This window comes from Maribellus maritimus, from assembly GCF_022267315.1.
Lineage (GTDB): Bacteria > Bacteroidota > Bacteroidia > Bacteroidales > Prolixibacteraceae > Draconibacterium > Draconibacterium maritimum.
The window spans coordinates 1-13606 of sequence record NZ_JAIKLE010000050.1; the positions used below are offsets into that span (position 1 = coordinate 1).

At 36.6% G+C, this 13606-nt stretch carries 16 protein-coding genes; 2 read left to right on the forward strand and 14 right to left on the reverse strand.

The features are described 5' to 3' along the window. The first annotated feature begins 29 nt into the window (after positions 1–29). Positions 30–944: a response regulator gene (locus K5G00_RS26090; RefSeq protein WP_238769449.1), complete on the forward strand. Its 915-nt coding sequence runs from the start codon at positions 30–32 to the stop codon at positions 942–944. Between the two features lie 86 nt (positions 945–1030). Beyond that, entirely contained in the window at positions 1031–3277 is a 2247-nt protein-coding gene (locus K5G00_RS26095) for a glycosyltransferase family 4 protein (protein WP_238769450.1), read from the forward strand. 49 nt (positions 3278–3326) lie between these two features. Here K5G00_RS26095 and K5G00_RS26100 read toward each other — a convergent pair whose 3' ends face one another. From K5G00_RS26100 to K5G00_RS26160, 14 genes are all read right to left on the reverse strand, one after another. Continuing rightward, entirely contained in the window at positions 3327–3518 is a 192-nt protein-coding gene (locus K5G00_RS26100) for a cold-shock protein (RefSeq protein ID WP_158869233.1), read from the reverse strand. Between the two features lie 137 nt (positions 3519–3655). Further along, positions 3656–3874: a hypothetical protein gene (locus K5G00_RS26105; protein ID WP_238769451.1), complete on the reverse strand. Its 219-nt coding sequence runs from the start codon at positions 3872–3874 to the stop codon at positions 3656–3658. Between the two features lie 355 nt (positions 3875–4229). Further along, positions 4230–5414, reverse strand: a complete 1185-nt coding sequence (locus K5G00_RS26110) for a cation:proton antiporter domain-containing protein (RefSeq protein ID WP_158869235.1) — start codon at positions 5412–5414, stop codon at positions 4230–4232. Between the two features lie 248 nt (positions 5415–5662). Then, complete coding sequence (hflC, locus tag K5G00_RS26115) at positions 5663–6607, reverse strand: protease modulator HflC (RefSeq protein ID WP_238769452.1); 945 nt, start codon at positions 6605–6607, stop codon at positions 5663–5665. A gap of 12 nt (positions 6608–6619) precedes the next feature. Then, positions 6620–7186 (reverse strand): FtsH protease activity modulator HflK, encoded by a 567-nt coding sequence (gene hflK / locus K5G00_RS29890; protein WP_262921459.1) that lies wholly within the window; start codon positions 7184–7186, stop codon positions 6620–6622. Positions 7187–7236: 50 nt separating this feature from the next. Continuing rightward, positions 7237–7560 carry an SPFH domain-containing protein gene (locus K5G00_RS29895; protein ID WP_262921460.1) on the reverse strand — a complete coding sequence of 108 codons (324 nt, stop codon included), beginning with the start codon at positions 7558–7560 and terminating at the stop codon, positions 7237–7239. Between the two features lie 307 nt (positions 7561–7867). Further along, entirely contained in the window at positions 7868–9040 is a 1173-nt protein-coding gene (locus tag K5G00_RS26125) for a glycoside hydrolase 100 family protein (RefSeq protein WP_238769453.1), read from the reverse strand. 83 nt (positions 9041–9123) lie between these two features. Further along, positions 9124–10266 carry a glycosyltransferase family 4 protein gene (locus tag K5G00_RS26130; protein ID WP_238769454.1) on the reverse strand — a complete coding sequence of 381 codons (1143 nt, stop codon included), beginning with the start codon at positions 10264–10266 and terminating at the stop codon, positions 9124–9126. Continuing rightward, a complete protein-coding gene (locus K5G00_RS26135; protein WP_238769455.1) occupies positions 10263–10907 on the reverse strand; it encodes a PIG-L deacetylase family protein in 645 nt (214 codons plus the stop codon). The genes K5G00_RS26130 and K5G00_RS26135 overlap by 4 nt, the downstream gene beginning before the upstream one ends. Before the next feature lie 6 nt (positions 10908–10913). Then, positions 10914–11315, reverse strand: coding sequence for a hypothetical protein (locus K5G00_RS26140; RefSeq protein ID WP_238769456.1), 402 nt, complete (start codon positions 11313–11315; stop codon positions 10914–10916). 98 nt (positions 11316–11413) lie between these two features. Beyond that, the gene (locus K5G00_RS26145; RefSeq protein ID WP_238769457.1) at positions 11414–11971 is read right to left on the reverse strand and encodes a universal stress protein; all 558 of its coding nucleotides are present in this window, start codon (positions 11969–11971) and stop codon (positions 11414–11416) included. Then, the gene (locus tag K5G00_RS26150) at positions 11968–12834 is read right to left on the reverse strand and encodes an SPFH domain-containing protein (RefSeq protein WP_238769458.1); all 867 of its coding nucleotides are present in this window, start codon (positions 12832–12834) and stop codon (positions 11968–11970) included. The genes K5G00_RS26145 and K5G00_RS26150 overlap by 4 nt, the downstream gene beginning before the upstream one ends. Before the next feature lie 124 nt (positions 12835–12958). Next, a complete protein-coding gene (locus tag K5G00_RS26155) occupies positions 12959–13156 on the reverse strand; it encodes a hypothetical protein (RefSeq protein WP_238769459.1) in 198 nt (65 codons plus the stop codon). A gap of 13 nt (positions 13157–13169) precedes the next feature. Then, positions 13170–13337 carry a hypothetical protein gene (locus K5G00_RS26160; protein WP_238769460.1) on the reverse strand — a complete coding sequence of 56 codons (168 nt, stop codon included), beginning with the start codon at positions 13335–13337 and terminating at the stop codon, positions 13170–13172. Positions 13338–13606 lie beyond the last annotated feature (269 nt).

Genomic DNA, 13606 nt, shown 5'->3' on the forward strand with positions numbered 1-13606 from the left:
TACCCTTTTTAAGTGATACAAAAAGATAAATGAAGGTTTTAAATTCAGAGACAAATTTAAATGAGGTAATAGAATATATTTATTACTTCTTTAAGGAAGAAGTTGAGGGAAAGGGAATTAATTTGCTCTATGAACAGGGACTATCTTCAAAGGAAGCTACTGTTTATTCAGATCAGAATAAAATCATCGCAATTCTGATTAACCTAATAAAAAATGCAATAAAATTTACAGAAAGAGGATCAATAAAATTTGGATATGAGAAGAAGGGGGAATACCTGATATTTTTTGTTAAAGATAAAGGTGTTGAAATTCAAGTAGAGGAGGAAAATATCATTTTTGAAAGATTCGGGAGAGTCAACACGACGCTTATGACAGATAATAGCGAAAATGGTTTGGCGCTATCTATAGCGAAAGCTTATGTGGAATTATTTGGTGGAAAAATTTGGGTTGAAAGCGAGTTTGGCTTGAGTTCTGCTTTTTATTTTACAATACCTTTCAATTCCCGCCAAGGCGAACAAATAAATCGTAGAAAAGAAAAGAATTTACAAAAAAAGCAAGATGCTTTAACTGAAGATATTAAAATCCTAATCGCCGAAGACGATGAATTTTCAGAAATACTTATCCGGGAGTTGCTGAATAATTTTGCGCGCGAAATGATAACTGTAAAATCTGGAAGCGAAGCAGTGGATTTCTGTCGAAACAACCCGGATACAAATTTGGTACTAATGGATATTCGAATGCCTCGAATGAACGGATATGAAGCCACCAAACAAATACGGCTTTTTAATAGTAAGGTGATTATTGTCGCACAAACTGCAATGACTTATAACGAGGAGTGGGAGAAGGCCGTTGATGCAGGATGCAATGATTTAATTTCAAAACCTTTTACAAAAGCTATATTTGAAAAATTGTTAGAAAAGCATTTTAAACTGGTACAAATTTAAAGTTACACGTGAGGATGAAAAAGAAAAAATAGAAATCTTATAAACATTCTTCATTGCTTCTTGCTCATTTACAAATATCTATAAAAATGAAAATAGCATATATTGCCACTTATCCACCACGTGAATGTGGTATCGGAACATTTACCAACAACCTGTATAAATCAATGTTAATTGACAATAAGCCAAAGGAACAAAAGCGTGAAGGCTTTGTTGTCGCAATAAATGACAACAATCTTAATTACAAATACCCGGAAGAAGTAAAATCAATTATAAGACAAGAATACCAGGAAGATTATTTAAAGGCGGTAAAGTACATAAACCTTAGCGGTGCTGATGTTTGTATACTACAACACGAATTTGGCATTTTGGGTGGACAAAGCGGGGTTTATATTCTTCCGTTGCTTCACCGGCTTGAAATTCCGCTTATTGTTACTCTTCATACCATCCTCAAAACCCCTTCGTATAACGAAAAAGCTGTTTTGAAAGAGATTTGCAAAATGGCTCATAAGATTGTAGTGATGAGCCACAAAGCAGTTGAGTTTCTCACAAACATTTACGATGTACCAAAAGAAAAAATTGCACTAATTGAGCATGGTGTGCCAGATATTCAATTCAATCCTGAAAAATCGAAAAAAAAGTTCAAAATCGAGAACAAAAAAGTATTATTAACCTTTGGTTTCATTGGGCGAAGTAAGGGTATTGAAACAGTTATTAAAGCATTGCCGGAAGTGGTTAAGAAATTTCCTGAGCTAATTTATATTGTTTTGGGGAAAACACACCCAAATGTAATAAGACATTCCGGCGAAGAATACCGGATTTTTCTTCTTCGGCTGGTGAAAAACCTTCAGCTTGAGAATCATGTGACTTTCCTGAATGAATTTATCGACGAGCAGGAATTATTTAAATATTTATATGCCTGCGACATTTATATTACTCCTTATTTGAACGAAGCCCAGATTACCAGCGGGACGCTTTCGTATGCGGTTGGAGTGGGCGCAGCTGTTCTCTCAACCCCATACTGGCATGCTGTTGAATTACTGGCAAAAGGAAGAGGAAGGTTATTCAATTTTAATGATTCGGACGACCTTGCAAAAACTCTAACCGGACTTCTTGAACATCCTGAAGACCTCAGCGAGCTAAAAAACAATGCCGGTGAATATGGGAAAAAAATTACCTGGCCAAAAACCGGCGAAAAATATGTAACACTTGCAGAAAAAACAATGAAGGATGAACATTCTATTGTTATTCAAAAAGAAAAGGAACTCGATTTACTTATTCTTCCCCCTTTTTCGCTTGCGCATATTAAACGGCTCACCGATGATACAGGCATTATCCAGCATGCCAAATTTGGAATTCCTAATTTGAAAGAGGGTTATTGTCTCGACGATAATTCGCGTGCTCTACTGATGGTTTTGATGGCATACCGGGAGATGAAAGACAAACGGGCACTTGAATTATCGCCCATTTATCTGAGCTACATTCATTATCTGCAAAATGCAGACGGAACTTTCCGAAATTTCCTGAGCTTTAACCGAAGTTTTTTGGATGAAATTGGCTCGGAAGATTCATTCGGCAGAACAATCTGGGCGCTGGGATACTTACTGGGAAATGCTCCCAATGATGCGTATTACCAAACCGGGAAATTGGTATTCTTCAATGCAGCTCCTAATTTTGAGAAATTAAAATCGATCAGGGGAATTGCCAATACAATGATTGGAATTAGTTATTACCTGAGAAGTAATCCATCGGACGATTCAATGACTGAAAGATTAAGGAATCTGGCAAATGTATTGATGAAACACTATAACGAAAACCAGGCTACTGACTGGAACTGGTTTGAGTCTTTACTGGCTTATGATAATGGTATTTTACCATTGGCTCTTTTACATTCTGCCCAGGTACTGAATGACCCCAAAATTACAGAAACAGCAATTGAATCGATGAATTTCCTGACTACCCATACTCTTAAGGATAACTACCTGTCAATCATTGGAAATGAAAAGTGGTACAAAAAAGAAGGGGAGCGTTCTGTTTTTGCCCAGCAGCCTATTGATGCAATGGCAATGGTATTAATGTACCACCAGGCATATTTTGTAACAAAAGACAAGGATTACCTGAATAAACTTTACACTTCATTTTTATGGTTTTTGGGTGAAAATGATCTGCGGATGAGTTTATACGATTTTGAAACGAAGGGTTGTTGCGATGGATTTGAAAGTTATGGTGTAAACCGGAACCAGGGAGCAGAAAGTTCGCTCGCTTATTTAATTTCGCATTTAACGGTTTTGCAGGCTTATGAAGAATTTCACCGGTCAGACTTGAAATTGGTGTAAAAAAATCCCGCATAAAGCGGGACAATATTTAAATGACTGTAATATTTAACTAAGCTTTCCTGACATTCACAGCATTTTTACCTTTTCTTCCTTCTTCCAAATCAAAAGTTACTTTATCATTTTCCCGGATATCTTCTTTCAATCCTGAGGCATTAACATAGAATTCTTTTGATGAATCATCATCTTTAATGAATCCAAATCCTTTTAGACTATTATAGAACTTTACTGTTCCTTTATTCATTGTATTAAATTATTAATTGTGTGTAATTTAGGCTTAAAAATCGGAATCGCACATTTTATTGTAACAAAGATTGTTAATTTAATTGTTATATATTGTAACAATGGTTAAAAGAATAATTTTAACCGGGAATATAAAGGTTATTCTTCTATTTTGGGATGTTTCAGTTTGTACTTATTCAGTAGTGAATTCAGTGATTCATAGTAAGATTTTAAATGATTAAGAGATATTTTCTCATCATTTCCCGATGGAATAGTCACGGGCATTTCTGCTAAGTATTCCGACAGTTCTGGATACTTTTCCAAAATTGTCATCGAAATTCTCAGGATGTCTGAATTAAGTTCTTTTTCTGATTTCATAACTGTTTCCATATGATGATTAAAATGCTTCTTTCATAATCTTTCTTTTGTAATTTCGTGAACATTGTTATATTTTGGGTCAACTAAGTTACTAATCGTACTTCCTGTAATTGTTACATAACTTTTGTGAAAATTTACATGATTCACATATTTTCTAAAACGTGAAAATTGGCTGTAATAGGGCTACCGCAGACTTTATTATTTCTTCCAAATTATTTAGAGAAAACTATCAACCTATGTTAAAAGACTACAACATATACATCATGCGAAGCACTTAATATTAATTACCCATATCCTTTTTAAAGTAAAAATAAGAATAAAAAAAATAGGAAATAATTCTAATATTGATATAAGCTTACCTATTTAAATTAGAAATTTTTGTTTTAATAATCTTTCTGGAAAGATTAATCCACATCGGGCTTATAAACAAAGTAAGGGCAATAGTACCAATAATTAATTGGTAGTCATAAATTTTGATAATGCCTGAATAATAACCTGTTGACCCCAAAATAAAACTAAACTCTCCAATTTGTGACAGCAAAGCACCTGCGTAAAAACTTATTTTCCAGTCTTTACTGAAAATACGCATTATTAAAATATTAATGGTATTGTTTACAATTAATACAATTAATACAAGTGAACCTATTATAAGGGCATTCTCTTTCAAAAAATGCAAATCAATTAACATGCCTACTGAAACAAAGAATAAGGCTACAAACATAATCTTAAAAGCATGCAAGCTATTGTGTACCCATTGGGTAGATTTTGTGGATGATAAAACAGTTCCTGCAATAAAAGCTCCCAAAGCCGATGATAAACCAAATAATGCCGTTAATATAGAAAATCCGAAACACAGAGTAAAGGCTACAAAAACCTGTACTTCATGATCTTTACTGATATATTTCATGAAAGGAAGTTTAACCTCTTTTTTTACTAAAATATAGACAATGATTCCAATAATTAAAACTCCGCCAATTACTTGTTTTATTATTTCGGTAATTTCGGGGTTATTTCCTCCAAGATAACCCATCATAATAAGCATGGGTACAATTAAAATATCCTGTGTTATGAGTACCCCAAGTACATTTTGCCCCACTTCTGTAAACAATTCATTTCTTTCTTGCAAAAGTTTAACAATAACCGCAGTACTGCTTAAACTGATTATAAACCCCAACATAACTACCTGATTGATTTTCCAGTTAAAAAAATTGCCCAATAGCCAAACTATTATTACACTTACTACTATTTGAATTGAGGTTCCGATTATCGATACTTTCCAGTTTGTGACTAAACTTGGCAAGTGAATTTCCATTCCAACAAAAAATAATAATAAAACCAATCCCAATGAGCCCAGGTTGGTAATAAGGATTTCATCTGTTATAAGCTTAAATCCGAAAGGCCCTACCAACACGCCTACAATTAAGTAGGTCACTATTGAGGGTTGCTTAAATACCTGTAATACAAAACCCACAACAATAATTATCATTGAAAGAATAACAAATTTAGACAGAACAGGGTCTATGTTAATTGTTGCAATCATGTTTAGGTTTGTACTTTAATTTGAAAAAAAAGTTTGTAAAATACCTACTATGCATACGTTATAAAGCCTTTTAGTGCCTTTCCCTGTTCTTCCAAATCATGGTTCAATTTATGTTTAAAAGTGTCCCATTTTTTTAGTTCCATCAGGTCTGTATTCACTATTTTTTTTGAATTTAATTTTTCTTAGCTTCAAGTTCTGCTATAATTTTTTTCATTTTTCATTTAAGTTAAAATAGATGTGTTCATTTTTTACTTCATACTTTTCAAGTATTTGAAAAGCTCGCTGTCGGTAGATAAAATCACCGATGTAGTTGTATCAAATGTTGTTTCGAAAGTTTCCATCGATTTTAAAAAACCGTATAATTCGCGTGAAGCAGATGTTTGGTCATAGGCTGAAGCATATATTGCTGCGGCTTTGGCATCAGCTTTTCCTTTTATTTCTTCCGCTTTTCTAAAAGCTTCGGATTGGATTGCTTTGAGCTCCCGTTCTTTTTCGCCATTAATACGTGAAGCTTCACCTTGCCCCTCAGACCTGAATTTATCGGCTATGCGAAACCTTTCACTTTTCATACGTTCGTAAACCTGCGTACTTACTTCCTCAACATAATTAATCCGTTTAAACCGAAAGTCGAGTATAACAATTCCATGGTACTGCGCCTTCTGGTTGGCGGATATAAGAATCATACGCTGTAATTCCTCCCGGCCAACAAATATGGAGGCAAGCGAATCTGAAATCATTTCACCGGTTGCGCCTGAAGAAGCCGGGACCCTGTTCTGAGAACGTACAGCTTCTTCCAGATCATGTGCTGCAATGTAATCCCTTGTTTCACCATCAAGAATATCATCCAGACGGGATTGTGCGCCCCTTTCATTTGTCATTCTTTTAAAAAACTGCAATGGATCAGTAATTTGCCAGCGTGCATAGGTATCAACAAATATGAATTTTTTATCTTTTGTTGGTACCTGGTTCGGATCCCCATACCACTCCATGTAGCGTTTTTCGAAATAATTGGTTTTTTGAATGAAGGGTGTTTTAAACTTTAGCCCCGGTTCTGTTTTAGCATCTCCCACAGGTTTTCCGAATTGGGTAATAACCACCTGTTCTGTTTCTTTCACAATGTATGCACTTTGTATTACTGCTATCAGCACGATTATCGAGGTGACAATTAAAAATATAATTTTATTCTTCTTCATTATTCCGAGGTATTATTTGCTTAATTGCATTTGTAACAAGGGCAATACATTGTTCCCATGTTCGTCGATAATGATTTTACTGCCCAACTTTGGTAAAACTGACCCCATTGTTTCGAGATAAATTCTTCTTTTAGTGACTTCAGGCACTTTAATGTATTCTTTATAAATGGCATTAAAACGGGCAACTTCGCCGAGCGCATTATTCACTCGCTCGGTAGCAAATCCCTCCGCCTGTTGTATTGTTTCTTCTGCTTGTCCACTTGCCTTGGGTATAACCTTGTTGTACTCCGATTTTGCCTGGTTAATCAAGGTCTCCCTTTCCTGTTGTGCTTGGTTTACTGCATTAAAAGCAGCTTTTACCGGTTCGGGAGGATTAACATCTTGCAACACTATCTGGTCTATTTTAATCCCAAGTGAATATTCCTTGCATATTTGGTTCGCAAGTTCTACCATTTTAGTGGCTATTTCTGTGCGCCCAACAGTAAGCACTTCATTTACTGTGCGATCTCCGACAATTTGTCGGAGTACCGCTTCCGAAACATCGCGCAATGTATTTTGAGGATTCCTAACCTTGAACAAATAATTGTAAGGATCTGAACTTGCAACAAAAAATTGGACATTCAGTTAAGTTATGCTGCAAATTTTTGTTTGTTAATTAATTTTCCAAATTCATCCGGCGACAGATAGTTCAATGAAGAATGACTTCTTTGTGTATTAACGCTGGCTTTAACTGTTCGGAAACCAAACTCCAGTTTTTGTTGCCTTTCAACAGGTACTTTATACACCCGTTCAATAAAAGGCATTTTCATATTAAGCCCCGATTCAACTTTGCGTACATATTTACCAAAGCGGGTAATAACACCTACTTCTTCGGGTTCAACCTGGAAAAATGAGTTAAAGACAAGCAATATTGAAAAAAATGCAATAATGATTATATTTCTATACTTCAGCATTTTTTTCAAAATAGGCGATTCTATGTTTTTTGTGTTGAAAGAATCTGTCATGAATTAAAATATTTGATTGCCAATAAATTTACCCCCAATAAAAGTGAAAAGGGTTATACAATTTCAGGAATTTGTTACATTATTCACACTTTCCCTTTACCCATAGTGATGGCTATCCTTCTTTTTAAATGATAGTACCATTGTATATAAATTTTAAGTTGGGTTTTTAAAATTCATTTTCCCATTACGATGAAAAGTAACATTTATAATCATTCCCCTTTATGGCAAAAAAAGGTGATGCCTGGTTCCATCTTGTTCATTTATTTCTTATTTCATCAAAAAAAGGCGTTCTTTTTTCTTCAACACATTTTGCAGCATAGAGATACATTGACGCACTCCAGGTTTGCCAGTCCTGTCCCAGTGGTTTTCCATTCTGTGCTTTAATCCATTCGTTAAAACCAAAATGTTGGTTTCCGGATGCTGATAGTTTACTACATTGTGTAAGCGCTTCCAGTTTTTCAGCGGCCAGTTTATACCGTTTGGCGGCAACTAAGGCTGCTATATAAAACCCGCATATAAATGGCCAGATTCCTCCGTTGTGGTAATCTCCCGGATTATTATATTTGGAATATCGCTCATGCCAGTCAGGATCTTCTGGTTTAATGAAGGGAAAGAAATTGGGTGGCAATGCCCCGGTTAGTTCGCCTCGTTCATGCATTCCTGCGCATTCCTCTTCAATCCACGAAATCATTTCATCGGCTCGCTTAGGTGAGGCAATCCCGGAAAGAATGGCCAGGCTATTTCCAAGAAGATCAAAACGCTCGCTGCTAAAAATTTTATAAGACCAAAATGCATAATAAGGTTTGTGTTTTACCACCAGACCTTCATGCACGTGTTGGTGCATGGTTCCTCCTGTAACGGTAAAACGGCTCATTGCGTGGCGCATTTTTTCTGCTGACTCATGTTCGCCAAGAATTCTGAGATAACTGTAAACAAGTGAATTTACATACAGTCCGTACCCGACTACCCATTGTTCGTCGCGCCAGTCGCTGGTGGGTTGTTGTGCAACCAAAAACCTGTCAGACGGGCTTTGATAGCTCATCCAAATCAGAGATTTTTCAACAGCATCAGCCAGAAAATCAACCTCTCCTGTAACTTGTCTGAATATACTGGTTGCCAGCAAAAACAATGGAGTTGTATCACTAGCTCCGCGATCTTCATTTTCGTGCACCAGCGAAGGAATATGACCATGCTCCGTTTGATTTTTTGCCAGTGTTTCCAAAACATTTCGAACACTTTCAAGCAATTTTTGATTTCCCGACACTGCAATCCCCAGAATGGAAATCATCAGATCCCGTGTGTAAGGTTCCGGATATCCCCAGCCCGCTGTCCGCGGTAATCCTTGAAATGGTCCGTGGGCATTATACAACAGCACTTCCAGTGCTGCTTCTTTTGCTTGTTTTATCTCTTTCGAAAATTCAATACGCATTTTTATTTAATAAGTAGTTGAGTAAAAAGGGTTGGATTTTTTTTAGTTTCCAATTTCGGTCTTTTGAATTCCAACGTTTCGCTTTAACTTATCCCTAATTTATCATTGATAATTTGCACAAAGCGTTTTGCAACCACCCGGTAATCGAAATTCTCTACAACCCTTTCTCTGCCTGCTTTGCCCATTTTCTCACGCAATTCGGCATCTTTCATAAGCTGCAATAAATACTTTGCTATATCCTGTACATTGGCCCGGTAATCGACCGTGCGTGGCACTTTAAAAATTACTTTATGCTGATCTTCAAATCCCGACTCTTCGCCAAGTATAACTCCACTAACAGTAATTTTGCGCGCTACTTTTGCCAGAAGCGCCGTTTCTTCATGAATGAGCGTATCCAGCATACCCATTGCTTTAATGCTAACTACAGGTTTTCCACATGCACCTGCTTCTACCTGCGGCATTCCAAATCCTTCCAACCGGGAAGGAGCTGCATAAATATCGCAGGCCCCAATCAGGTAGGGCATAAAATTCCGGGAAATGGTATTGGTTGCATACGTTACGTTTTTTTCAATACCAAGATCATTCGCCATTTGAAGATCGGCCAGGTTTTGTATTTTGGTTCGCGGCTGAGGCCATACTTTGCAAACATACTTCCAGTCGGGCGCTTTGGTATCGATAATGGCCATTGCCTGCATTACCTCCTGGGCACCTTTCGAGGCGGCGTCACCTCCAACGGTAAGAATCATTAGTTGGTCAGGTGAAACACCCAAAGCTTCGCGCACAGCCAAAATTTTTGGATCATCCTTTTGAAAAGGAATAAATGCGTCAGTATTGCAACCTACAGGTAAAACTTCAATTTTACTGCCATCGATACCATCGCGGACATACATCTCTTTCACCCAGTTAGACGTTACAAGGATTAATGGTAGCGCATTTAAAACTTCCTGGTAATTGGCAATATAACCATCGGCAACCAGCCATGGAACAGGCTGCACACCGTAACGCTGCGGGTGAAGAACCAACTGCGGTGTGTGCCCCCAGTATCCAACGCCAACAACAATGTCGGGCTCAAACCAGCGGTAATACCATTCCTTTTCCTGAGCCGATTCGAAATGCACAGGGTGGGCGTCAATGCCCATTTCTACAAGTCCTTTGTAAAGCAAATCTCCCTGGGTAGCAAGTCCCCCCGGCGAGGGAGGGTAATCGTATAAAACCAATACTTTCATAAGTAAACTCCTCCGTTGTTAAACCATTTTACAGCCGTAAGCGAATTTGTAAATTGACGGAAAGCTTCATCCCTTGGTGTTGTTTTTGCCTCCCAGCTATTTTCATCAAATCCATACGTTTCTGTAATCATGCTGTATTTTCTCTTCCAAATTCGCCCGGTGAGTGTGCGGTATATTGCAGCATCTTTCTCTGGTCGGGGATAATACTTCCTTTTACCATCTTCATAGGCAAAAGTCCAAAGTTCGTCGGTGGATATTTTCTTGTTGTACCAAAGTTTTATTACGGCTTTACTTACTTCTTCGTGTCTAATATGTCGCGTATATTCCCCTGATGGATTATGGGTAATAATTAAATGATAATTTTTAGCCGGTAGCAGATCAAGAATGACTTGCTCCACTACTTTAATATCGAGGGGAATTTGTTCAGGACTGTCATCCAGCGTACCCATAGCACCTTCCGCTCTAAACGTTTTTAATGCTTCGTAAAATTTAGGGGCACGCTCTTTATCGTTTCCCCGGCAAAGCGAAATAATAAAACAGTTCCACGACAGTTGACTTAATATTGTTCCTCCCGCCCACAAAGTTTCATCATCAGGGTGGGCGACAATTACGACAACGTTTTTCTGTTTTATTTCATTCATCAAACGTTACTTATTAGCCATTTTCCCGTGAGCGTTAAAGAAGTCTTTTACAAAGGCTTTTTGTTGATTATTGGTCATATTATCTGCTGGTTGAACAGAAATTCTTATTTTTTCAAATTGGCGGTTACTTTTTAACACATTGAATAATTCGGTTTTGGCATCAGTAGGTCCAAAAAGCAGCACATCGCTGTAATCATTAATTACATAACTCAATTTTTTGTAAAAAGCAGATTGTTCATTTTGCTCTTTGTTGTGCATCAGGCTTTCATCCATTCTTAGATTTTGAACCTGGTCTGGGAATGACGGAATTGATTCCAGCGTTTTTGATACTACTGTATCATATAATAACTCAAATATATTGGCAGTTGAATGATCCATCCATATTCCTAACCGTTTTACTGATTTCATGATATTCTATTTTTATTGTTTTCATTACTATTTTATTTCTCTCTAGCTTTTTATCACTTTATTTTAATGAAATAAATCTGCCATTAATGCTGTTGAAATCAGGATTTACTTTGCTTTTTTGTTGGGATAATCAAAACCGGAATAGTCGTATTTTGTAAAACTTTTTTAGTAACGCTTCCCATGGTTGTATTTTCAAACCATTTCCTGCTGTGCGATCCCATTACAATAACATCCGCATTAATTTTATATGCAGCCTTTAAAATAGCTTCTGCGCAATCACCTTCTTCAAGGAGCGTTTGAATGCGATTATCCCCAAGATATAGTTTTGACTTATCAAGAAATTGCATGGATAATTTTTTAGAATTAAAGGTATCTTCCTGCATCACCTCACTAGTATCCAAATGACCTGCAAAACCCATAACAGTAATATGTTCAGCGACCTTATAATCCTGTGGATCTGCTAACACATGTAATAATGTTATTTCGGCCTTCATCGTTTTTGCAAATGAAAAGCCTGTTTCCGCTACTTTTTGGGCACTTGGATCATAATCCAGCGTAATCAATATTTTTTTCATTTTTTCATGTTGATATTTTGCCCTTTCTCTTCCCTCAATACCCCCAAAAAATCGTTTCAAAAAATTTTTCCTTGTAATCATTTCTCTTTTTGTCTCCTTTCCAGGGGTACAATACCGGCCATTTCGCCTATAATGTTTACCAATTCTGCACCGGTTGGAATAACAATTTTTGCATTGTTCTCCAGTGATGCTTCCAGTGCTTCCAGCTTTCGCAATAGCTGTGCATTTCCAATAAAATACTTATCGGCAGCTTCATTTACGAGTTTTATAGCTTCCGCTTCTCCCTCGGCATGTAAAATCTTCGACTGTTTATAACCTTCGGCTTCTTTAATTTTGGCACGTTTTACACCGTCAGCAACAGTTTCAGCGGCAGTGGCAGAATCAATAGCTGCAATTTTTTCATTTTCAGCTTTTACCACTTTGTTCATGGTTTCCTGTACATCAGAAGGCGGATCAATCTGTTTTAATTCAGTGCGTATAATTTCTATTCCCCAGCTTTTGGTTTCTTTATGCAGGGTTTCATGCAGTTCGGTGTTTATTTTCCCTCGTTCGCTGTTAGCCGATTTTAAGGTAAGTGTACCTATAATGTTACGGAGTGTTGTACGGGCGAGGTTAACTATCTGCCACTGGTAATTATCAACATCATAGGTTGAACCTTTTATACTTTCCTCATCCGATTTTACCCTGAAATATACCTGAGCGTCAACGCTTGCATTCAAATTATCGTTGGTGATAATTTCCTGAGGTTCGGCATCCACCATTTGTTCCGTGATGTTTACCATAAAAAGGCGATCAACAACCGGAATAACCCAGTGAAATCCTGGATCCGCAAGTTTCTTATATTTCCCAAGTCGCTCAATAAGCCCCCTGTGCGTTGGCCTTACAATTCTAATTCCCAATAGTAAAAAAATTACTATCGGAATGATCAAATACAAATAATTCATGTGTTTTTTATTTATTGTTTTTTATAGGTAACGCAAGGAACTCGCCATAATTAAGCTCCTCTTTTTCAAAAAGCTTATTGTGATGGCTCGTTTCATTTTAATATTTTAGCTTGTTTATTTGCCTTCAGGAAGAATACTCCAATGAGTCAATTTCATCCATCAATTCCTTTTTTGTTTTACCCAATTTGATAGAAATATTTAGTAACAAATCTGCTCTTGATACTCGCCCCCACTCCAAATCTACATCAGTTAATTCCGGATATTCATTTTTCAGGTTATCCTTTATTCTATGCCATTCGTTCATGTTAAATTTTGTGTCCATTATTATATTTTAGCTATTTAATGTTTTTGATTTTTTTATTAAACAAAATACGAAGCAGGATAATAATTCCGGATAACGGAATAAGTAAATGAACAATTCGTGGAGGGGACTTAAAACCATAAACCATGACACCCCATAAAATTAAAAGTAAACCTGCAATAATATATATTGAATATTTCATGACTTTGATGTTTTGAAACCCTATAATAGATTCCGAGATTGTACATAAATTTACGGGAAATCCCTGCAAGTTATATTACACAATTTAGGATAAGAGTTACATCATTCACACATTCTCCAGATGGTGAATCAGAAAATGAAATTATGATATTCCATTAAGAACAGTCACAAACATCAACAGAAACTATAGGAAAAGGACGGGAAGAATGAAAAGGTTCAGTTATGGTATTTAGTTAAACAAAAATGCCTCATAAAATTCATCTTTTAACA